We start from the raw sequence: 21,536 nt of genomic DNA, 5'->3' as shown, positions 1-21,536 counted from the left end.
AGAATGATTGTGGCTGCTCAACCTTTCCTTTTGAAAATATGCGGGTATCTACTTCGTTATTTCACAAAAATTAGTCCTCGACGTGCAAAAAGCACGCCTGTGGGTAATTTTTGTTCATGCCTCGTATCTGCCTCACCTCTTTTCAAAAGGCTAACGCAAAAATTATTTTTAACCATCAGCCTCAATTTTTCTGCGATTTTTATCTAATCTGTCTAATGCGTTTAGCACCTGTTAGAAAAAATGTGCGAAGTTTTGTTTCCGTAAAATGCAACTGTTGAACAAAATATGAATTTTTGAAACTGTTGCATTCGTGCGCGAAAAGCGCACACATCAAGCGACAGTTTTTTGTCTTGAAAACTACCCGATTGCGTTTAAGACTTTGTTCAAGCGGTTCTTATCAAAGAGATCCAGCGGGCGGCCTTCGGTAAAGCGGCGGGCTTCTTCCGTAAAGGTACCGGCAGTCATACAGATTCCCTTCCCCGCCTTCATCTCCTTAATTCTCCCGTGGAAGTCGCGCAGTACCAGTTCACCGACCGAACCTTGGGAACGGAAAAATCGGAATATTACAAGATCCGCCCATTTAGGCGTATCAATTTCAGCAACGATATCGGTATAGGTTGCAAGAACACTAATATCAAGTATTTTGACCTTAGCATTCGGAAAAAATCGTGAAACGATTCTGCGGCATAATCCGACAAATTCACTTTGCCCCGACATTAAATAGGTATGAAGGTTTTTATTCTGATTTAATTCCTGATACCGCATGATAAGAGAAGCGACATCTTTATACCCCGGACTGACGGTCTGAATTTCTTTTAATTGAATCAGCGCTTTTTGTAAATCCTGCGTTTTAATCCGCGCAGCGGCTAAATTATAGCGCAGCTCATTCATAATATCCAACGGGATGCCGTCATGCTTTAGGCCGATTTCAAAATCTTCAATTGCCTTCTCTAATTGACCTGCACGCATCCGTATTAAACCCGCATAGAGCGCAGCACGCGGCCCCACTTCGGGGGATACCCGCAAATGAGTGAATATCTTTAACGCCTGATCATTTGAGCCGACTTCATAAAAACACTCCCCCATCGCAAAAAGCGCATCTTTATTATCAGGCTGAACATCCAATACTTTTTTTAAGCTGGGGAGCGCCTCTTGATATTTGCGTAAACTTTGGAGTGTATAACCAAGATACTTTAACGCCATCACGTTATCGGGCTGAGTGAGTAGCGCTTTCCGCAAAAACGGAACCGCTTTTTCATATTCTTTTTGAATATAGTAAATATATCCGAGATTATAGTTTATCTCGAAATGGTTGGGATTGATATTTTTTGCCAGTAAAAGCCCTTTCTTCGCCTCTACAAACCGGTCTGTTTTCAGTGCGCTGATACCGTACCGTAAGCTGATTTCAAATTGCTCCGATGGAACACGCCCGCCCATCTGATCCAACAGCGGCGCATAAGAAGCATAGGCTTTTTCCCAGTCTTGATCCTGAAAGTATATATCTCCGACCATTAAAAGTGCGGCGCTGTCATTCGGATTTTGCGCAAGCCGTTTCGTTGCCTCGCGTATCACTGCAGCCTTGTTTTTTTTGCCGATCGATAACGTTCCGCGGCCTTTGAACCCCGTCATAACAACCGTTACGACCGCAACAACTGCGATAATGATGAAAAGAGAGATAATTACAACAGACATACTGTTTGTATTATCTTATCTATTTGGATAACTGTCAAGACAAGCTCAGTTTCTGAAATATTGCTTATTTACGTGTGCGGTGTCGTACGATATTCACCAGAATTTAACTTCTGCACTCTTCAAGATTTGATAATATTTTCGATTGTCGAATTTCAAGAAAAAGATTCCACAGCGGGATTAAATAAAGAAAAAAGGCTGCTAAAAGCACTGTTGCAGGTGCGCCGATTGAAGTCAACGGAACGCTTACCGCTATCGACCACGGCATCAGCGGCGCTACGACAACGGCGGTATTCTCCAAGTAAGATGCAAGGATGTTTTTATCTTCTATAAAATCATCACAAACTTGATGAGTCAGCATAATGGCTAATGTTTGATTGCAGGCAATCGCCGAAGCAAATACGGAGGCGGTAAGAACACTGCCGAATACGGTAATACGGCTGCTGAGCCACCGCATAATTCGCTGCATTCCATCGAAAAAATGAGTTCCCTTAAACATTCCCGAATAACAAGACGAAATGCAGATAATTGCAAATACCCGTATCATCGAAACAATCCCTCCGCCGGCCATAAGTTTTGCCAGTTCCGTATCTTGAGGATGAAAACCGAAAAAGACTATTTTTATCAGCTCTGCCACCTGTATATGCTGCAAAAATCCGGCGCAGAACAACCCTGCAAGGCAGCTTATCGCCATCGTTATTTTTACATCGATTTTAAGTAACGAAAAAAGGATGATGATAACGGCAGGGATAGTCGTAAAAAGCGAAAGGTTGTAATAATCGGTGAAGATACGGAAAGTCATATTGCTTTCTCTGCCGGAATTAATGATAGTCTCAATAATACTATTTCCCGCACTGGGATTGATGATAATCCCGATGATGCCATACAGAACAGCTGTTACGATAAAGGGGATAAGTGCGGTTTTCACCATCATTTTGATATTATTGAAGACATCAGTATGCGTTAATCCGCTGATGAGATGCGCTCCCGACGACATCGGCGAGCAGCGGTCTCCGAAAAATATCCCCGAAATAACAGCCCCTCCAGAGTATATAACGGGAATATTCATACTATTTGCTAATGTCATACAAATAACACCGATGGTGGCGGCGCTTCCGAAGGCGGTACCCATCAAAAACGATACAAAGCAGCATAGTAAAAAGCAGAGCAACACCATAGCCTGCGGCACCGCAACCAGAGAGGCATAGTACACGATAAAGGCGATGGTGCCGCATGCACGCCATATTGCAGTAATACAGCCTATCAACACAAAAATCATCAGAATATTTTTTACGGTTAGAATACCGCGAAAGGAATAGCGGAGCATCTCCTTCCACGTTTTGCCTTTGATAAGGCCGAATACAAAGAAGAGCGCATAGCCGAATATCAGCGCGTATAAAATTGAATAGTGAAGAATAACGCAGATAATTAAACTGACGGAAAACAGCAATAGAATACATAATTCAAGCATAAGTCTTCTACGTTCCTTTCCGTTATTATTATGCAGAGACACGCGCCTGTCAATAAGTAAATATGAGCTTGCAGGGCAATCGCTTCAGGGCAAAAAAAAGGTGATAATCACGGTACGGCTAAAGGAGAGATGTAAAGGCCGTACAATGACTATCACCGGGATTAACTGTTGTTTGTATTAAGCCCGCACGTAAGGTTTGAGCTTACTCTGCAAGGCTTTTGTAAATTTTTTCTATATTAGAGGTCATCCGTTCCGTATAGGATAAACCATCCTCAGCCGACTCAATCGTATAGATTGTTTGCACCGAAGCTCCGACTTCTTTTGCTAAGGTAGCCGAAACTTGCGGACTTGCCGTATTTTCGGAGAAAACAACTTTAATTCCATATTGGTTACAATAATCTGCTAATTTTGCTAATTGTTGTGCACTCGGCTCGCCTGCGGAGAATACATCTTCGACGCTGTTCTGTTCGAGGTTGAAATCTCTGCAGAGATATCCGAACGCTGCATGTCCGACGACAAAACGGCGATGACTTACCTTCGCAAAATTACTGCGATATTTTGCTAAAAGCGCATCAGCATTCGCAATAAAAGTTGCGGCATTCGCCTTATAGAAAGCGGCATTTGCAGGATCTACCTCACTTAAACCGTCGGCGATGTTCTTAACCATCACTTTAGCGGATTCAAGGCTCAACCACGCATGAGGATCAACCGCTTCGTGGTCGTCATCATGATCATGGTCATGCTCGTCGTGATCATGATCGTGCTCATCTTCGTGGTGGTGGTGATGATGATGGTGTCCTTCTGCGAGTTCGATCGGTTTAATACCGTTACTTGCACAGATAGTCTTTATCGTATCCTGCTTCACCGCATGGAGAGCATCCATAAGCCATGGTTCCATACCGAACCCGTTGTAAACGACAGCCTTTGCCTGCATTAAGAACTTTAAATCCCCTGCCTTTGGTTCAAAATCGTGTGCTTCAACTCCCGGCGGAATAATCGTATGGACGTACACCTTATCTTTACCCACGATTTCCGTGAGTTCCTTCATCGCATCAAAGGTTGCTGCAACGGCAACTTTGCCTTCCATGTTTTTCTCGGTTTTTCCGCCGGCAAACAGATTTACCGCGGCGATGCCGAAAAACATCATACAAACTGCTGTAAAAAACAATTTCTTCATTAAAAAAACTCCTCTTGCAATGCTACTTGCAAATCGGTTGCAAGTATACACAAATGCAAAAAGTTTGCAAGTAGCAAATAAGCATAAAAACTAATTAAATCTAAAGAAACCCTTTAAAAACGGATTCGCAATCCGCTTTTGCGGATATGATAAATCACTTCCTTACAGAACAAGCCGATAGGTTTGATGTTTTTAGAGGTTCCCATATATCATATTTTTTATGCTTGAGGAATTTTTTCGCCTCTTTACAGAACCGGATATTAGTCATACAGTAGCAAGGATGAAACTGCTCCATACCGCCGACCTGCATTTGGGAAAGACGCTGCATGAAACGCCGTTGCTCGGCCTGCAGGAAAAAAAATGTTGAACGATATTCATGATATCCTTACACGGGACGACTATGCAGCGCTGATTATCGCAGGCGATGTGTATGACCGCGCCATTCCTTCGGCGGAGGCGGTTTCGCTTTTCAGCCGGTTCCTTGCACGGATACGGGAGGATTGTCCCGATACGGCGGTGTTTATCATTCCCGGCAATCACGACTCCGCGCAGCGGCTCGCCTTTGCCCGCGAAATACTGCAAAATCAGCGCATCTATATTGCGCAGGATACAAGCAGGCTTGCCGATCCGGTGATTCTTACCAAGGGCGCGGAAAAACTTGCGGTATACCTGCTCCCGTTTTTAAACTTCGGAACCTTTTCGGAAGAAAAAAAAGAAGCATGCCGCGCCGCGGGTGATTCACAAGCGGAAATGGCGGCAGTTGCGTCGCACATACTGAAACAAGCGGTGCCGCCGGGCATACCCGCGCTGTTAGCGGCGCACCTTTTTACCGTTGGCGGGCAGAGTTCCTCCAGCGAGCGCACCTTTATCGGTACCGCCGAATATGTCAATCCCGACCTTTTTTCTTTTTTCGATTATGTTGCGCTCGGACACCTGCACCGCTGCCAACGGATAACCGACAGAATGTATTATTCGGGATCTCCTCTCCCCTACTCCTTTGATGAATCGGAGGATTCCAAGTGTGTTCTTTCGATAGATATCGACTGCACGCCGAAACAAAACGCTGCCGAAAAGAAAAACAAAGCGAAAGTTAGTGCGGAACTCTTCGATAGTGAAACAACTAAAGCTCATGCGGAGCTTTTCGATGCGGAAATAACGAACTCCCGCACAGAACTGTTTGATGCGGCAAATCAGCAGTCCGATATGAACAGTGCAAAGGCTCCGCTCAACATTGAACGGATACCCATTATTTCCGAACGTCCGCTTAAACGACTGGAAGGCAGTTTTGAAGAGTTCTTTACCGGAAATCGCTACGACGAATGGAGCGGTTGCTATCTGGAAATCACACTGAACGATGCCGAAGTCATTGCGCACCCGATGCAGCTGCTGCGGCAGAAATTTCCGTTTTTGCTGAGTATCCGGCAAAAGAGTTTTATGAATCGGGAACAGCAGGATGGGGAAGAACAGTTGACACTCCGCGAACGGACGGCTGAAGACCCGCTCACGTTAGCCGAAAATTTTAGCCGGTTTGAAATCGTTATTAACGGCGAGCCGAACCAAATGAAGCAGGAGCTTTTTGAACAGCTCTGCAAAGAGGCTATTGATGAGACCTAAAGAACTGATACTGCACAACATCGGCCCTTTTACCGGCGAGCATACCGTCAATTTTGACAGCCTCGGCTCCCTCTTTTTAATTTACGGACAAACCGGCGCCGGAAAGACCACGCTCTTTGACGCCATTTCTTACGCCTTTTACGGAAAACCGCTCGGCGGAAGATCGGGCGTTATGCGGAATTTGCGGAGCCATTTTGCAGACGACTATGCAGTATCCGATGTCATACTCACCTTTTTTATCGGTCCGCAGCTGTACCGAATAAAACGGCAGCTGCCGTATACCAAAGAAGGCCGAAAACTGGAAACACCGGAAGAAGTCTCCCTCGAATGCTACGAAAACGGCAGCTGGGAAAACCGCTCATCGACGAACAAGCGGGAAACCGATGCTTCAATCCAAAATCTGATTAAACTTTCCGACAAAGAGTTCAGCCGCATCGTCCTTTTGCCGCAGGGAGAATTTGCGCAGTTTTTGCGGGCGCAGTCGAGCGATAAAAAAGAGACGCTGATGCACTTGTTTCCTATCAAACGGTACTCGGATTTGATGCAGGAAGCGAAGCTCCGCGCAGATATGCTGCAGCAGGAAGCTCATACAATAGAAGCAAACCTTGAAACCCTGCATACCCGCTTTGTCTACCACCGTTACGAAAGCGACCGCGCGGAGCTGCTCAACGAAATTGACCGTATCAGGGATGAACACGGTGGTGTCCTGACCGCCCTACAGACAAAGAATACCGAGCTTGAGCAGGAAAAAATACTTGCAGAGAAGCGAAAAGAGCTGGAGCGAGTTATCGAAGAACTGGAAGCATGCCGCATCCGTGAAGAGGATATCCGCAATTTAAAAGCGAAAATCGAAAAAGCGCAGCGGGCGGCTCCGCTCGCAGTCCACGTAAATCAGCTCCTTGAGTTGGAAGCAGCATGTGCGGCGGACGAGCGGCAGATACGGGAAAAACGGGAACGCATGGAAGAACTGACCGCCCGCATGAACGCTTTGCAGGAGCGAGAAACCGACATAGCGGCAAAGGAACACCAGCGGGATAGCCTCTTTGCCGTCATCGATTCCCTGCGGAAAGCCGCCGTGTTGGAACGGGAAATCGGAGCGGAGCAAGCCGAAGAAGATAACCTGAAACGCGCCGCCGCCGCCGCCCAAGCGCAACTGCAACGCATCGAAGCGCAGCTCGCCGCCGTTACGGAAAAAACCGCAGCCCTTGCTCCTGTCGTCGATGCGCTTGACGAGCGGGAACACGCCTACCGCAGCCTGCAAACCCGGCTCGACATGGAAAAACAGCTGCACGATATGTTATGCAAACAAGAGCAGCTCACCACCTTTTTGCACAGCTATGCGCAGGCTGCGGATAATGCGCGGACACAGCTTGCAGAGATCGCCCGCGACTGTGATATTCAAGCGGAACAGATCGATAGAATAGAAAAAGAAAAAAAAGCAGCGGAACGGCAGCGTGCAGCGGCGGCGCTTGCGGAACATCTCGAAGAAGGAAGTCCCTGCCCTGTCTGCGGTTCGGTACATCACCCTGCACCGGCTCAAGGTATGTCAGAAAGCGCGTTCAGCTTTGACGAGCGGATAGAAGCGGCAAAACGGAGCGCAGCAAAACTACAGCACGAAAAAGAAAAAGCGCAGACGGCGCTCGCCGGTGCGGAGGCTTCGTATACAAACTATCAAAAACAAATAGATGAACGGGCGGCCACTGCGGCTGATTTACAGCTGCGGTATAAAGAATGCAGCACGGCGCCCTTTCCGGAAGGAAAGGATGCGGCGGAATGCCGCATTAAGGAAACCGCTCAGCAGATCAACGAGGCGGTGCAAGCGTACAACGCATCCCGCAAAGCCTTTGCCGAACACAAAACGCTGGAAGAAGAAGCCCGCCGTTTGCAGCGGGAGCGGCAGGAATGTACGCAGCAGCACCATAGCGCGGAACAACGCTTAAGCGGAGTTTCCGCCGCGCTGCAAGAAAAACGCCGCCAGTTTGACCAAGCTTTTTCCCAGCTACCCGAAAACCTGCGTAGCGTTCAGTTGAGCGCGGATAGGGAAATTTTGGACAACCAGGAAACCGGCGGCAGAAACAAAGCCCCCGATGCCCCTGCCGGCCAGACCGCACCGGAGCAATATGAAGTTCCTGATGCCGAAACCGCGTTGGAGCAATGCGAAGCGCTGCTGCAAGAGCTCAAACTGACTATCAACGCCTACCATACCGATGTTTCCGAAGCAACGCAAAACCTTGAACGGATCCGCGGCGAACTTTCCACAGCGGAAACGCACGGACAGGAACGCTCGCAGCAGCGCAGCGAAAAAACGGCACAGCTCGAAGCCGCGTATATAAAGGAAGGTTTTGCCGATTTGGAAGATCTACAGCAAGCCGTGTGCAGCGAACCGGAAGTTGCGCAGTGGAAAACCGAAATCGACACCTTTTATGAGCAGTACGCGGCGTACAAGCAGGCGGCGTCCGGATTGGAAAAAGACGTTACCGCAACGGAGCAGCGCGATCTCGATGAGCTGGAAACTGCCGTCGAAGCCCTGCGCCAACGGTATGACGAAATACAGGCGCGGCTCGAAGTCCTCAATACGGAGAAAGCAAAGCTGGAGGAGTTGCACGCCCAGCACATGGAACTGACCAAAGCCCTCGCAGTTAAAACGGCGGAGGCGCAAAACTGGGTAGCCCTTGCAAAAGACCTCTGCGGCAGCAATCCGCGGAAACTCCAGTTCGACACGTGGATTCTTTCCGCCTTTTTGCATGAAGTAACCATGTTTGCAAATAAGCGGCTTGAGCGGATGAGCGAGGGACGGTACCGGCTTGCCGTCAGTGAAGAGCACGGCGCAGGGAACGCATACCGAGGCCTCGACTTGGAAATCGCCGACGCCTACACCGGTAAATGCCGCCCCTCTGCGACCCTCTCCGGCGGGGAAACCTTTATGGCCTCCATCAGTCTTGCGCTCGGCCTTGCCGATTCCATTCAGGCACGAGCAGGCGGCATCAGAATAGATTCGATGTTCATCGACGAAGGCTTCGGGTCGCTTGACGAAAAAGCCTTGGAAAACGCTGTCAGCATCTTAGACGAAATACGTGGGAACCGGATGGTCGGCATCATCTCGCATGTCAGCGAACTGCAAAGCCGCATCCCACAAAAGATTGAAGTGATAAAAACCGGAACGGGTTCATCCATCCGGCAAGGTAAACTTCATCCTTGACTTTACTCGGATGGGGGTATAGTATAAGGACTCTTAATTGGCAACCTCTAAAAACCGCAGTTTTTAGATATTTCCTTTAAGCTTATTTGCGGAATTCTTTAAATACCTTAGCTTTAGAGTATCCCGCCTGTCAAAGTAGGTGCTTATGAATTTGAAAAACGCACTGGTTAAAAGACTATACAAACATCCGCGTATTACTTTGGGTATTATCCTCGGCATCACGCTCTTCTTTGCATTGCAGCTTCCGCGTATCCGATTTGATAATAATAATTTCCGCTTTATACCGGAAAGCGATCCCTCTCGAATAGCGGATGCCGAAATGGCAAAGATATTCGGCGATTCGGTGCCGCTCCTGATCGGAATCCAACGACACTATTCGACGGTCGTTGATCGAGAATTTTTAGAAAAAATGCAAGAGCTGGATAAACAATTGCTTGCATTACCGCTTGTAAAAAATGTCGTTTCGCTTACGACAACAACCCATATCGAAGCGGCGGATGATTCAATTGTGAACGAAAAACTTGTGCCGGAACATTTAACCGGTTCGCCGGAAGAATTGAAGACAATTACCGAACGGCTCCGTTCGATGGACACCTATAATCGAAGCTTGGTTTCCGATGATTTAAAAGCCACACAGACTATTATCTTCCTTAACATAAAACAGGAAGAAAGCGGATCCCCGGAAACGGTTTCCGTATGCCGTGAAATAATGCGCATCGCGGAGGAATGGGACTTTCCGGACTCCGTTACCTACGTAACCGGCACACCGGTTTTTAGCGAAATTGTCAATGAAGCAACCGGTCATGATTTAATGTTCCTTGTCCCTATCGTCGTCATCATCGTGGCGGGCGTCTTATTTTTTTCGTTTAGAAGATTTACCGGCGTATTTTTACCGCTGCTCACCGTTATTATTTCATGCATTTGGGCAATCGGTGCAATGGCACTGTTGCAAATTCCATTGACTATCCTTTCGACGGTGCTACCCGTTATTTTGATTGCCGTTGGTAGTGCATACGGTATCCATGTTATCAATCACTATTTTGATGAAGTAACACAGAGCAAGGAAATCTCTCGGGAAACGCATTCAGCACAGATTGTCGAAGCTATGTCGCGGGTTATTCCGCCGGTTTTTTTAGCGGCGCTGACAACCTTTGCAGGCTTTGTATCATTCTGCTTTACGAGCGTTGTCCCGATTTTTGAGTTTGGGATATTTTCGAGCTTTGGTGTACTTTCAGCCTTTATTGTTGCGGTAACGCTTATCCCTGCAATTCTTATTTTACGGGGACCGCGTAATCCGACCATCGGCGGTCGCTTTGGGGCAAAATCGAGCCACAGCGGTATTATCGATCGGATTATTGCCGATACACTGATGATTGTTCATGCACATAAACGCAGTGTACTTTTGGTCAGTCTCGGTTGTATTATTTTCGCCGGTTTGGGGATTTCAAAACTCGTTATCGACAACGTATTAATGGAATACTTTGAACCGGATGTACAGGTTGTCAAAGCCGATACGTTTATCCGAGAAAATTTTGGCGGTTCAAAATTACTGAACTTAGTTATCAAGGGGACGAAACAGGGAGATGTTATTCGCCCCGATGTGTTGCAGGCAATCGATTCTCTTGCCGAGTATGCGGAAGAAAATATCCCCGAAGTAGGAAAAATTACCTCGCTGGCGGACGTTATTAAACGGTTCAATCAAGTGTATAATGCGGATGCTCCGGCAGCAGGACTGGCAGCTACAGGGCGTACTCCCCTGTCGTCCTCCGATGGACAAACAGCTGCTACCTCGACTGTAGTTTCCGGTGCGAACTCCACCGAAAAAGAAGAAGATTCGTTTGGCGATTTTGGCGACTTCGGAGATGCAGACAGCTCATGGGGTTTTGATGATGTTGACACATGGAGTGATTCGGAACCATCCACCTCGGCTTCCGGTAAAGCAGGACACACCATAAAGGAAACGCAAAAAGAACCGGCGTATACTTTTTCTGAAATCATCGAAAAACTTGCAGCTGCTCAAACAGCCCGCCGCGGCAGATATGTTTCTGCGACCGAGGTGATTGATGCGTTAAAAAAGGATATCAATTATAAAGGCGCTGCCTACTACGAAATTCCTACGGATCCTCACAAATACGGCAAAGAAACTCAGGAAGAGCTTACCGCGCTTATTCAAAACTACCTTCTCCTGCTGGCGGGGAATGTACAGGATTTTATTGACGATACATATACCCCAACCGCGCTCAAAGTAAATATTCAGCTGCGGACGCTCGGTCAACAAGACAGTGAACAGGCCTTGCAAGCGATTATGGCGTATGTTAAGGATAATTTCCCCAAAGATATATCCGTAGAGCCGAACGGTTCAATGTTTATCGAACAGTCGTTGAATACCCTTGTGGTACAATCCCAGCTGATTTCCGTTGCGGTGTCGTTCGGCATTGTGTTTTTAATTTTAGCGGTCTATTACCGCTCCATTATTGCGGGTATTATCGGCATTATCCCGCTGATGATTTCCGTTGCGTTGAATTTCGGCTTTATGGGAATCGTTGGTATAAAACTCAATATCGGGACGGCAATGGTGGCAAGTTTTGCAATCGGTATCGGTATCGATTATACCATCCACTATTTGGCCGCCTATCACCATGAATATACCAAACGACGTGACGACCGGAATTTCCTTATCCACACGTTCTACGGTTCCGGTAAGGCAATTCTGTTTAATGCGGTGTCGGTCGGTGCAGGATTCGCCGTCTTAATGCTTTCAAAGTTTAATATGCTATCAGAACTCGGTCTATTGATTGCGTTGGTGATGGGTACCAGCTCTTTTGCAAGCTTAACGGTACTACCGACCATCCTTTCGATTGTAAAGCCGCGGTTTATTACGAAGCCGTTACCGGGGGATTTTGAAAATATATAGCGCATCTACTTCGTTACTGCACACAAATTAATCCTCAACGTATCAAAGATACGCCTGCGGTTAATTTGTGCTTGCGCCTCGTATCTACACTATCTATTTTCAAAAGCGCTGGTTTTATATAGCATATCTACGGATCCGATAACGAGTTGGGAAAAGAGCAGGAGATAGAAGTAGAGAATAATATTTGTATAAATGTTAGAGGAAAGAATGATTTTTGCTATCATGCTATAATACGCTTCTTAACAAAAATCACTCCGCCTGTAATACAGAATTGATATCTATATCATTTTTTGTTGTTTATCGCATTAATAATAATGACAAGCCCTGCGATTATTGCGCCAATTCCCAATCCGATAACTGTTCCAATTCCGGGAAAAAGAAGCGGCCCAATGACGGAACCCGCAGCTGCAATTAGTGTAATTACGCTCATTAAGCTGCCTCCGTTCTCAGATGAATTGTTCATAATAAACATCCTCTCATCTCGCTTTTTCAATACATAGTATCAAAATTACAAGCGCTTGCAATCATTGCATATAAACTTTGAGCAGTTTCACGTGTCATAAAATCAAGGTTTTTTGATCCGAATGTTCCCGTAAGATTTACGCCATAGGATATCGATGTTTTATTGTTTTTATCCACATGAGCATCAAAATTCAACGATGCACTTATAATTTCATCCAGATTAATAACGTTTTGGCTTAATTTACCGAACGGTTTAAAAAGCGCTGTAAAATAGTTCGGCTTTAACTTTATTACTCGTTTATCTAAATCCAATATGATCCCCTGTTTCTCTACTCGGAACCAAATGAAAAAGATATAAAAAAATATCAGCATAATTATCACACCAAGAAAAGAAAAACCCGTATCTTTAGAAACCATATAAGCGAAAAAGATAAGAAAAAGAATAAACAAAAACGCTGTATTTAATAACACAGAAGTAAATCTAAATACATTTTGCTGAAGTTTTTTTACGCCCATAATACACCTCTTTTTAACGATAAACGGTTATGAGTAATCATACTTTTAGGTAAATATCCGGAACGGAATTTTAGGAACTGCCGGAGTACATGCTGACTTGTGATTCCTTGGGGCTTATGCATCATCTTTACACCTCATAAAATATATTGACTGAAATATACGATATAAATCAACAGCACAAATAACTGTTTTATAAAACTATTCGTTCGCCGTTCAGTCGTTTTTTTCAGCCTGTCATAAAAATCGGAATATTTTATTTATTCAGATTTTCTTCCATAATACCCCCCCCCCCCCCCTCAAAAGTCAAGAGTTTTTTGTAAAAAAGTATAAAATAAATTCAATACTGTTATTTTTATACGTACACGTTAGCGACCGTAGTTAAAAGCAACCAACAACTTGATGCAGTGTGTAAAAATATGTATAGTATAAATATATTTAAATCGATGAGTGATGAATGCGTACAAACAAGCGATACGGGAACTAAAGAACGTACATTACTTTTTAAAAAGACATAGCAGTAACCATGACATATATTTCAATGCTGAAAAAAGCCGTTCAATTCCGCTTCAAAGACATTATTTTGATGAAGATGATTTGCGGTATAAGAAAAGAAATTATGAACGAAGATAGAAAATGAAATATACCTATACAGCTGTTTTCACCAATAAACACGGTAAGATTTATGCAAGAGTTCCCGATCTTAACGGATGTATAACAACAGGATCGGATTTGGTAGATGCAATTGAGCAAATGGAAGATGCTATGTCTGCTTGGCTTTGCGTAGCGGAAGATGAGCATTTACCTATTCCGCCATCGACTCCACAACATGCTATTCAATACGGTGCGAATGAAAATATTTCTTTAATAAAGGCTGACACCTATAAATATCGTGCTCTAACGGATACAAAAGTTGTTCGCAAAAATGTATCGATACCGGCATGGCTTGCTTCGGCTGCCGAAAATGCGCACCTAAATTTTTCACAAGAATTACAAAAAGCTTTAAAGCAACGTCTAGAAATAGCATTTTGAATTTGTGAAAAGCCCTTTGCGACAGGTTTTATTTTGTGTTATAGTACCGAACTGTAAGCTCATCAAGGGAGTATAACAATGAAAAAATTACTAATGCTTTGTTTTTTATTGCTCTGCAGCATCGCAGTGCTTTTTGCCGAAGAAGCCGCCGAATCCATTATGAAGGGCGCTCCGTCAAAAATAACAATTGAAACAATCGGGACGCGGGCAAAGATGGAAATCCAACGAAATGGAACGACGATGGCGGAACTGTTGGTCGATCAATATTCCGTGCAAAAAGAAAATGATCACCGCACCTTTTTGGAAATTAAAGCGCCGGCAAATGTAAAAGGAACGCGTTTTTTGATGATTGCAAAAGACGGTGTTACCGATCAGCGGATTTATCTACCGTCGCTCGGGAAAGTCCGCCGTATTACCGGTGAATCTGAAGGGACTGAAAGTTTTCTCGGTACTGATTTTTCGTATAATGATATGTCGTATCTACAGCGGGACAGCAGTTTGGACACATACAAGATATTGCGCGAGGAAGAATACGGCGGAGTTTTGTGCTATGTCATCGAGGGCGTTCCTAAAGATACGAAATCCGAGTATTCCAAGACTAATGTGTGGGTAGAAAAAGATTCCAAGCATTTGGTAAAGATTGCCTTTTATGACCGGAAAAACGTATTGGTAAAAATCATGGAAATGAGCAATTACGAGACAACCCAAGGCGTGGACACTCCTCGGATTACTAAAATGACAACCCTCGCAACGAATACGGCAACGACCATCAACATTATCAAAATGCAATATAATATGAATATCCCTGATAAGATTTTTACCCCGCGGTATTTGGAGCAAGGCCGTTAAGTAACAGAGCATAATCGCATAAAAAAAACCGGTATGCCTATCGGCTATACCGGTTCATCAGATGCGTATCGGTGTAACTGTTATTCAATTACCGCGACGATATCGCCTGCCTTTAAAATTAGGTAATCTTCACCGTCGATCTTAATCTGTGTCCCTGCGTATTTATCGTGCATCACTTTTTGACCGACCGACACCTTAATCTTCTCTTTATCATCGCCGATGGCAACGACAACTGCCGTCTGTGTTTTCTCCTGTGCGGTATCGGGAATAATAATTCCGCTTGCGGTTTTAGTTTCTACCTTATCGACCTTTACTAAAACACGGTCTGCTAATGGCCGTACTTTCATGTAAGAACCTCCTATCATACTGTACTTTTCGGTAGTAAAAAAATATGCCCCGATGACATCAAGGGCATTTTAACCGGATATAGCTGTGTCAATTTAACCCAGTTTTAATCATATTTATACTGAGTGTGTCATTTCAACCATACGAGGTTATATTTAATATACAAACAAAGATATAAAAAGGCAAGTTTTTTTCTTTTTTTTATAATTCCATGCCTAAAATGCCCGCAATGTAAGTATTTTTGTGGCTCTTTTCTCTTTCATCGTACCATCTTTTATCTTGAAAAAATTGGCATAGTATTTGCTTTAATAATAAGCATACACGGTTTAAATAAGGTGCACATCAGAATGCCCCTTTAACCGGCGAATTTCGGTTTGCTGCATTGCCTCGAAATATCGTACACATCACTTGCAAGGAGTTTGACTTATGGAAAAAATACGGAATACACGTGCGGATAATAATGTCTTTGCAACCTATTTAAGAGAGATAAACAAGATACCGCTGTTGTCGGTAGAAGACGAAGTTAAATATGCAAAAGCCGCTGCTGCCGGTGATGAGAAGGCGAAAAAAATACTGATTGAATCGAATTTGCGCTTTGTGGTCAATGTCGCAAAAAAATATCAGAATAAAAATATTCCGATTATGGATTTAATCAGCGAAGGCAATATCGGATTGATGAATGCTGCCGACCGCTTTGATCCCGATAAGGGATATAAGTTTATTTCGTATGCAGTATGGTGGATTCGCCAAGCGATTTTAAAAGCCATCTGCGAAAAATCCCGCATGATTCGGCTTCCGCTGAACAGGGCAAACGAATTAGTACAGATTGAAAAAGCTCGTAAACTTACGGGAAAAACCGGAAGCGAACCGGAAGATAAAGAGCTAACCGCCATCGCACAGGAACTCCGTATAGAACCTGAAATGGTACGGACGATTATGAATGCTGCCCGCGACCCCGTTTCTTTGGATGCGCCGGTATTCAATGATAACAGCGCTGCCAGTACCGGTGATTTTATCGAAGATACCCGTTATATGCAGCCTGAAAGCTATGCACTTGATATTGATTTGCGCGAAAATGTCGATACATTGCTTGCTTCTTTGACTGAGCGGGAAGCTGAAATTCTCCGTTACCGCTTTGGACTAAACGGATACGAGCAGCTTTCGTTGAAGGAAGTCGGTATGCGGTTCAATTTAACCAAAGAACGCATCCGCCAAATTGAAAAGAAAGCGCTTGAACGGTTACAGTCGATAGGTCATCAGCACGAACTCGAAAGCTTCGTCGCATAACCTTCGACTGGGACAACCGCATCAGCTTGGCTTTTTAATGCCCCCGCGGAATAAATAGGCTGTTCAACCGGAATTTCGCCGCGTTGCGTCTCAAATGGTCTCACAGCCTATTTATTCCGCGATTCGTTTATATACCCGTCTGATGCGGTCGCCCTTATTCTAAAATAAACTGTTCGAAATTTTGGATAAAATTTCGAACAAAAGGAAGGTAACCGCATCAGAGCCTTTTTAAGCGTGAGTGGGTATTCGGTACTCGGTGTAGCGGACGTTCTTCTTTTCTACGGCATCGCGCAGCGAACGTTCGACTTTTGAAAGTGTTGCATTACCGGTTTTTACTTCGACGAACAGTACTTCATCAACGGCTCCCGCAGAAAGCCCCGGAAAGGCGACGAAGTCTACCGGTTTTCCGAGAAATCGGATTTCCGTCGGATCGGCAGGAAAACCGGGAAAGAACGCTGCAAATTGTTCGGAAAGCTGTCCGTTCAAAACCGCTCGAGACCGTTTAACAGCATCTTCACGGGCAATTTTTATCTCTTTAGCGAGGTGCTTGCTTGCGGTAAGTCGTCCTATTTTTGTTCCGAGGAAGAAAGCGATGATAATGAATGAGATACTTGCAATCGCTAGAATAAGCAGCAAGAGTTTTACTTCTACCGTATCAAACATAATTTTCCTCCTCGAAAAAACTTTTGGTCGGCGTAAAATGCCGTATGCTGTGTTACTGTGAGTATCGGTTATCTGTTGTATTCCTAAAGGATCCTATTAAAGTATCCGATATAAGAGTTGATTTTTTCTACGAAGTTGAGGCGTTAGTGTATGTATCGTATAGGTTCTGTACTCTGTTGTTGCTTTTTTTTATCATTAGTTGTTTCTTGTGCATCAATAGCAACCAAAGGGGATACCGCATCGCCGGTAACGGAATCGAGAGAAGCTCTTGAACAAGGATACGTGAATCAATCCCCTCGGACAATGAAATCAGGTAACGAGATTACTGAAACAGTATCGGAAAAGCAAACACTTGCACGGCTGCTTCCCGAGCTTACGCAGGCTGTTGAAAACTACGATATACATAAGATGCTTGCATTATTCAATGCTATTTATGAATCGTGCAATGGACAAGAAGATAATGCGATTCTCATCGAAGCTCGCAATCGAATAGAACCGCTATTGGAGACTATTTCCATCGAGGCGGTCAGCAGCCCCGCACCTGTGAATGCCGACTCTCCGTTCACTCAGCCGTTTACGGCACGTGTTGTCATTACCGCCCCCGAAAAACAGTTTCCTCTCGATAATTATCCTATTACCGTTCTCTATCCGTCCGCCGGTACCGGCAGCGCTTTAAAAAAAGAGCTTGTACGGACGGATTCCGATGGTTTTTTATACTTTACCCCTCCCACATCCAACCGAGCATGCGACGGAAAACTATTTTTTTGCCTTTGTCCGGTCAAAAAGTCTACCGCTTTAGCTGATGAGGCAACCGACAACCTCTCCGTTTCTTTCCCTTATAAAGTTGCAACAACAGAGAAACGGATACCGTCTATTATTGCTATTCTTGATTATGATGAAAATAATACACCGATTTTTTCCGGTAATATAACAGCAACACGCTTGCTTACGGGATTAATGAAGCGGGGATTCAGCAGGATCGGGCTGGATGAATATCGTGAACTAGCCAATACAGATGAGGCTTCCGTTATCCGTGCTGCTCAAACGAAAATCGGTGCTGCTGTAGACCGTTTTATTTTCGGTAGGACGTACATTACGGTAGAAACAACGGAAGATAGTACCTTTACCTGTACCGTACGTGCTGACATATCGATTTGGGATTTTAAACAAGCACGAAAGATAAACCGATTTACCTTTACCCATACTGCGAAAGCTAAAACAAAAGCTCAAGCAATTTCGCTCGCCCGTACCGATTTGGGTGAAACGGTAATCGCCGAAACATTCAATTACAGTCTTTAAGCAATCAACAATGCGGCCTCTTGCAGTTCAAACTTTATTTGCTTATACTTTTTGCCATGAAGCTTTTTGTTGTGCGCCACGGTGAAACGGATTTGAATGTAAGAGAACTGGCTTGCGGTGTTTCGGAATCTATGTTGACGGAAAAGGGGCGGATGCAAGCCCAAAACTTGGCAAGCCGATTAAAAGAAGATAAAGAAAAAAACAATATCACGACAATTTACGTATCTCCACTTAAACGGGCAAGAGATACGGCTGCATATATTGAACAGGCATTACAGCTTACGGCTATGCCGGATATCCGCCTGCAAGAGATCGATTTCGGTGACTTTGAAGGAAAACCGTGGAATACCCCCGAAATTTTATACATTCATAAAAATCCTTTTTTAACATTTCCCAAAGGTGAATCCTTTGCGAAAGTAGCACACCGTGCATACAGTATTATAGAAGACGTAAAGCATAAGCATACAGGAGACGGCAATATCCTCTTTGTCTGCCACGGCGTGCTAACAGCGGCTATCTATACGTACTTTAAACCTTTTTCGGCAGAAGAATTACTCCAGTTAGAAATTGAGAATTGCCAGCTGCTTGAGTTTGATCTATAAGAGCAGCGGACGCTATTTTTTCCCAGCTCGAAAAATATCGATTGATACAAGTTTCCATCTCGAAATAAAATGGAGCTTCAATGAAAGCGGGGATATCCGCCGGTCTTGAAGCGGGAAAATACAACCGCCACGCATGGAGTACGTAGCGCTTGCACGCAGGAAGCGGATTTCCTCCGCGGTATTTACGATCTCCAGCCAACGGATGATCTACACTCGCAGTATGCTTCCGTATTTGGTGTTTTTTACCGGTGATAAGCTTAAACAGTATCAGCGACGCATCGATCCCTTTATTGTAACTCAGCGAATAACATTGTGTGATAGTTTTACCGCTTTCGTCTTCGGCGGTAATAAGCTGTGATGGCATAGCGCCGCGCACAACGCCTAAATAGTATTTACCTACTGTTTTTTCCCGCAGACATTGAGAAAACCATTGCGCTCCGGCAAGTGTCTGCGAAAAACAGAGCACGCCGGTAGTATCTTTATCCAACCGGTGCAGCGGCCCTTGTTTAAAAGAAAGACTTTGCAAAGGATTACGAGCGAAGCCGACAGTAGACGGTATATTGGGGGATAACTGTACCGTAGTGTCGCACTGTAGGGTATTGCCGCAAAGATGCGCAGCGCCGGAAAGCAGCGTATCGATACTGTGCACCCCGTGTACGGGAATTCCCGCAGGCTTATTGACGATAAGCAAGTCGGTTGTTTGTAACAAAATCGGGATATCGGCAGGAATGCGAGCTTGCCTGCCGGAGACACGGCACCGTTTGCCGGAGGTATGGTTTTGTTCACCGGACGCAGACTGCTTCTGTACCGGCTGTTTTTCAGCAGAGAGAAGCATTTCAGAAATCGATAATGTATCGCCTACTACCGTCCGGTAATTAAGCACTGTCCGCTTACCATTGATACGGATTAAGCCCTTACGGATTGCTGCATACAGCGTCGAAAGCGGAGTATCCGCCAGAAATTTTCTGATTACACGGTCAAGCCGCCTACCGGCATCGTTTTCCGAAAGAATAAATTCCGTTTTATGCTTTTCCCATACGGCCGATGCTGTTTAACACCAGTTGTTTAAACAGAGGAGCCGCTTTTTTTCCTGCATCCAGCACTTCTTGTTCACTCAATAATGAGCTGCTCATACCTGCTGCGAGATTCGAAATGAACGAGATGCCGCAAACACGCATACCGGCATGGCGGGCAGCGACCGCTTCTACAGCAGTACTCATACCGACAGCATCAGCGCCGAGTATCCCTGCCAGACGTACCTCTTGTGGCGTTTCATAAGCAGGGCCGGTGAATTGACAATACACTCCCTCTTGCAGAGGAATATGCAAGGACTCTGCCGCTGCCTTGATATGCATCCGAAGGTCTTTATCATACACTTGCGTCATATCGGGGAAACGCACGCCAAGAGTTTCAAAGTTTTTCCCAATGAGCGGAGAAGGCACAAGACATGTGATGTGATCGGTAATCAACATAAAATTACCTGCACTGAAATTTTTGTTCGCACCGCCTGCCGCATTAGTTAAGAAGAGAACTTCCGCCCCCATCATTTTCATCATCCTGATAGGAAGCACCACATCGGTCATCGGATATCCTTCATAATAGTGGATTCTCCCCTGCATAATAACGGTAGGAATCCCTTCTATTTTCGCAAATACGAATGCGCCGCGGTGTCCCGGTGCCGTAGAAAGCGGAAAATCGCGAATGGAAGCATACGGAATCGTTGCCTCGACCTGCAGCTCGTTCGCAAGATTGCCCAGTCCTGAGCCAAGCACTAGTGCAATTTTTGGGGTATACGGAACGCGATCTTTGAGATTCTTAAAACACTGTATCAATTTTTCTTCAGCAGTCATATAGTTTCCTTTAAGCATCCGTATCGACTAAGCATCTACATCGGCATTTGCCAACAGGCGTTCCATGTCGGACAAGTCCGCAATACGGCTTGCAACGGTTTTGCCTTTTCCTGACATTTTTGTATCGTATTGGAGCGTTGCATGATAAAGTTCAAGCACCATCGAAGCCAATAGGTTAAGGTTCGGCCCTAAATTACTGAAAGCCATATTACGGTACACTTTATCGGCAGTCGCCATTTTGGTATTTGCTTCGGTAATCGAATTAATATTGGGAAGAACATCGCGCCGGACTAAATAAATAAACCGGGCAAGCGCGATAATGTCATAATAAAGGTCATCAAGATGGAAACCTTGTAAGACAAAATCCTCGGAATGTTCGGTCAAATCAACGATATGCCGCGATAAATCAATATTAGAAAGAATTTGTGCAAACAAAGGGCGTAAGAAGCGCGTTGCGATATTTTCATTGTAATGCCGCCCAATTCTTACGATTATTTCAGCGATAATTCTATCATCCACTAACATGGTCTTCACTATATATCAGTTCGCAGGTTTTTACAAGTATAAACA

Annotated in this window: 17 protein-coding genes and 1 pseudogene; 8 read left to right on the top strand and 10 right to left on the bottom strand. The window is 44.9% G+C overall.

The window, feature by feature from the left end; genetic code table 11:
* Positions 1-357: 357 nt before the first annotated feature.
* From GWP40_RS03725 to GWP40_RS03715, 3 genes are all read right to left on the bottom strand, one after another.
* Positions 358-1,692 carry a tetratricopeptide repeat protein gene (locus GWP40_RS03725; RefSeq protein WP_212566107.1) on the bottom strand — a complete coding sequence of 445 codons (1,335 nt, stop codon included), beginning with the start codon at positions 1,690-1,692 and terminating at the stop codon, positions 358-360.
* Positions 1,693-1,795: 103 nt separating this feature from the next.
* Positions 1,796-3,160, bottom strand: coding sequence for a Na+/H+ antiporter NhaC family protein (locus GWP40_RS03720; RefSeq protein ID WP_212566106.1), 1,365 nt, complete (start codon positions 3,158-3,160; stop codon positions 1,796-1,798).
* 202 nt (positions 3,161-3,362) lie between these two features.
* On the bottom strand, positions 3,363-4,337 hold the full coding sequence (locus GWP40_RS03715; protein WP_212566105.1) for a metal ABC transporter solute-binding protein, Zn/Mn family: 975 nt from the start codon (positions 4,335-4,337) through the stop codon (positions 3,363-3,365).
* A gap of 280 nt (positions 4,338-4,617) precedes the next feature.
* Here GWP40_RS03715 and GWP40_RS03710 point away from each other — a divergent pair.
* From GWP40_RS03710 to GWP40_RS03700, 3 genes and pseudogenes are all read left to right on the top strand, one after another.
* Positions 4,618-5,951: pseudogene (locus GWP40_RS03710) on the top strand (exonuclease SbcCD subunit D).
* Positions 5,941-9,150 carry an AAA family ATPase gene (locus GWP40_RS03705; protein WP_212566104.1) on the top strand — a complete coding sequence of 1,070 codons (3,210 nt, stop codon included), beginning with the start codon at positions 5,941-5,943 and terminating at the stop codon, positions 9,148-9,150. Before GWP40_RS03710 ends, GWP40_RS03705 begins: the two are co-directional and overlap by 11 nt.
* A gap of 145 nt (positions 9,151-9,295) precedes the next feature.
* Positions 9,296-12,064: an efflux RND transporter permease subunit gene (locus GWP40_RS03700; RefSeq protein WP_212566103.1), complete on the top strand. Its 2,769-nt coding sequence runs from the start codon at positions 9,296-9,298 to the stop codon at positions 12,062-12,064.
* 283 nt (positions 12,065-12,347) lie between these two features.
* Here the strand turns inward: GWP40_RS03700 and GWP40_RS03695 are convergent, their stop codons facing one another.
* Both GWP40_RS03695 and GWP40_RS12655 read right to left on the bottom strand, forming a co-directional pair.
* Positions 12,348-12,527, bottom strand: a complete 180-nt coding sequence (locus GWP40_RS03695) for a hypothetical protein (protein WP_212566102.1) — start codon at positions 12,525-12,527, stop codon at positions 12,348-12,350.
* A 26-nt stretch (positions 12,528-12,553) separates the two neighbouring features.
* Positions 12,554-13,042 carry a hypothetical protein gene (locus GWP40_RS12655; RefSeq protein ID WP_230974584.1) on the bottom strand — a complete coding sequence of 163 codons (489 nt, stop codon included), beginning with the start codon at positions 13,040-13,042 and terminating at the stop codon, positions 12,554-12,556.
* 633 nt (positions 13,043-13,675) lie between these two features.
* Here GWP40_RS12655 and GWP40_RS03685 point away from each other — a divergent pair.
* Positions 13,676-14,071 (top strand): type II toxin-antitoxin system HicB family antitoxin, encoded by a 396-nt coding sequence (locus GWP40_RS03685; RefSeq protein ID WP_212566101.1) that lies wholly within the window; start codon positions 13,676-13,678, stop codon positions 14,069-14,071.
* A gap of 78 nt (positions 14,072-14,149) precedes the next feature.
* Complete coding sequence (locus GWP40_RS03680; RefSeq protein ID WP_212566100.1) at positions 14,150-14,920, top strand: outer membrane lipoprotein-sorting protein; 771 nt, start codon at positions 14,150-14,152, stop codon at positions 14,918-14,920.
* Positions 14,921-15,000: 80 nt separating this feature from the next.
* Here the strand turns inward: GWP40_RS03680 and GWP40_RS03675 are convergent, their stop codons facing one another.
* Positions 15,001-15,267 carry a co-chaperone GroES gene (locus GWP40_RS03675; protein WP_212566099.1) on the bottom strand — a complete coding sequence of 89 codons (267 nt, stop codon included), beginning with the start codon at positions 15,265-15,267 and terminating at the stop codon, positions 15,001-15,003.
* 424 nt (positions 15,268-15,691) lie between these two features.
* Here GWP40_RS03675 and GWP40_RS03670 point away from each other — a divergent pair, with 424 nt between their 5' ends.
* Positions 15,692-16,552 (top strand): sigma-70 family RNA polymerase sigma factor, encoded by an 861-nt coding sequence (locus GWP40_RS03670; protein WP_212566098.1) that lies wholly within the window; start codon positions 15,692-15,694, stop codon positions 16,550-16,552.
* A gap of 228 nt (positions 16,553-16,780) precedes the next feature.
* On the opposite strand, the gene GWP40_RS03665 is transcribed toward GWP40_RS03670, so the two are convergent.
* Positions 16,781-17,215 (bottom strand): Holliday junction resolvase-like protein, encoded by a 435-nt coding sequence (locus GWP40_RS03665; protein WP_212566097.1) that lies wholly within the window; start codon positions 17,213-17,215, stop codon positions 16,781-16,783.
* A gap of 150 nt (positions 17,216-17,365) precedes the next feature.
* Here GWP40_RS03665 and GWP40_RS03660 point away from each other — a divergent pair, with 150 nt between their 5' ends.
* Both GWP40_RS03660 and GWP40_RS03655 read left to right on the top strand, forming a co-directional pair.
* Positions 17,366-18,514 carry a hypothetical protein gene (locus tag GWP40_RS03660; protein WP_212566096.1) on the top strand — a complete coding sequence of 383 codons (1,149 nt, stop codon included), beginning with the start codon at positions 17,366-17,368 and terminating at the stop codon, positions 18,512-18,514.
* Positions 18,515-18,570: 56 nt separating this feature from the next.
* Positions 18,571-19,116 carry a histidine phosphatase family protein gene (locus GWP40_RS03655; protein WP_212566527.1) on the top strand — a complete coding sequence of 182 codons (546 nt, stop codon included), beginning with the start codon at positions 18,571-18,573 and terminating at the stop codon, positions 19,114-19,116.
* On the opposite strand, the gene GWP40_RS03650 is transcribed toward GWP40_RS03655, so the two are convergent.
* The 3 genes from GWP40_RS03650 to GWP40_RS03640 all read right to left on the bottom strand — a co-directional run bounded on the left by GWP40_RS03650 (position 19,043) and on the right by GWP40_RS03640 (position 21,491).
* Positions 19,043-19,999 carry an RluA family pseudouridine synthase gene (locus GWP40_RS03650; RefSeq protein WP_230974583.1) on the bottom strand — a complete coding sequence of 319 codons (957 nt, stop codon included), beginning with the start codon at positions 19,997-19,999 and terminating at the stop codon, positions 19,043-19,045. The genes GWP40_RS03655 and GWP40_RS03650 overlap by 74 nt on opposite strands.
* 139 nt (positions 20,000-20,138) lie before the next feature.
* The gene (locus GWP40_RS03645) at positions 20,139-20,966 is read right to left on the bottom strand and encodes a purine-nucleoside phosphorylase (protein ID WP_212566095.1); all 828 of its coding nucleotides are present in this window, start codon (positions 20,964-20,966) and stop codon (positions 20,139-20,141) included.
* A gap of 27 nt (positions 20,967-20,993) precedes the next feature.
* Complete coding sequence (locus GWP40_RS03640) at positions 20,994-21,491, bottom strand: hypothetical protein (protein ID WP_212566526.1); 498 nt, start codon at positions 21,489-21,491, stop codon at positions 20,994-20,996.
* Positions 21,492-21,536 lie beyond the last annotated feature (45 nt).

The organism is Treponema vincentii (assembly GCF_018336815.1).
Taxonomy (GTDB): domain Bacteria; phylum Spirochaetota; class Spirochaetia; order Treponematales; family Treponemataceae; genus Treponema.
The sequence above is the reverse complement of the archived record's forward strand: the minus strand, read 5'-3'. Positions and strand labels throughout refer to the sequence as shown.

What these genes read in the sequence shown, in the direction of transcription:
- GWP40_RS03695 (WP_212566102.1), bottom strand. Translation starts at nt 12,527, where the DNA reads ATGAACAATTCATCTGAGAACGGAGGCAGCTTAATGAGCGTAATTACA.
- GWP40_RS03680 (WP_212566100.1), top strand. Translation starts at nt 14,150, where the DNA reads ATGAAAAAATTACTAATGCTTTGTTTTTTATTGCTCTGCAGCATCGCA.
- GWP40_RS12655 (WP_230974584.1), bottom strand. Translation starts at nt 13,042, where the DNA reads ATGGGCGTAAAAAAACTTCAGCAAAATGTATTTAGATTTACTTCTGTG.
- GWP40_RS03720 (WP_212566106.1), bottom strand. Translation starts at nt 3,160, where the DNA reads ATGCTTGAATTATGTATTCTATTGCTGTTTTCCGTCAGTTTAATTATC.
- GWP40_RS03715 (WP_212566105.1), bottom strand. Translation starts at nt 4,337, where the DNA reads ATGAAGAAATTGTTTTTTACAGCAGTTTGTATGATGTTTTTCGGCATC.
- GWP40_RS03700 (WP_212566103.1), top strand. Translation starts at nt 9,296, where the DNA reads ATGAATTTGAAAAACGCACTGGTTAAAAGACTATACAAACATCCGCGT.
- GWP40_RS03665 (WP_212566097.1), bottom strand. Translation starts at nt 17,215, where the DNA reads ATGTTTGATACGGTAGAAGTAAAACTCTTGCTGCTTATTCTAGCGATT.
- GWP40_RS03675 (WP_212566099.1), bottom strand. Translation starts at nt 15,267, where the DNA reads ATGAAAGTACGGCCATTAGCAGACCGTGTTTTAGTAAAGGTCGATAAG.
- GWP40_RS03705 (WP_212566104.1), top strand. Translation starts at nt 5,941, where the DNA reads ATGAGACCTAAAGAACTGATACTGCACAACATCGGCCCTTTTACCGGC.
- GWP40_RS03660 (WP_212566096.1), top strand. Translation starts at nt 17,366, where the DNA reads ATGTATCGTATAGGTTCTGTACTCTGTTGTTGCTTTTTTTTATCATTA.
- GWP40_RS03670 (WP_212566098.1), top strand. Translation starts at nt 15,692, where the DNA reads ATGGAAAAAATACGGAATACACGTGCGGATAATAATGTCTTTGCAACC.
- GWP40_RS03645 (WP_212566095.1), bottom strand. Translation starts at nt 20,966, where the DNA reads ATGACTGCTGAAGAAAAATTGATACAGTGTTTTAAGAATCTCAAAGAT.
- GWP40_RS03640 (WP_212566526.1), bottom strand. Translation starts at nt 21,491, where the DNA reads ATGTTAGTGGATGATAGAATTATCGCTGAAATAATCGTAAGAATTGGG.
- GWP40_RS03725 (WP_212566107.1), bottom strand. Translation starts at nt 1,692, where the DNA reads ATGTCTGTTGTAATTATCTCTCTTTTCATCATTATCGCAGTTGTTGCG.
- GWP40_RS03655 (WP_212566527.1), top strand. Translation starts at nt 18,571, where the DNA reads ATGAAGCTTTTTGTTGTGCGCCACGGTGAAACGGATTTGAATGTAAGA.
- GWP40_RS03685 (WP_212566101.1), top strand. Translation starts at nt 13,676, where the DNA reads ATGAAATATACCTATACAGCTGTTTTCACCAATAAACACGGTAAGATT.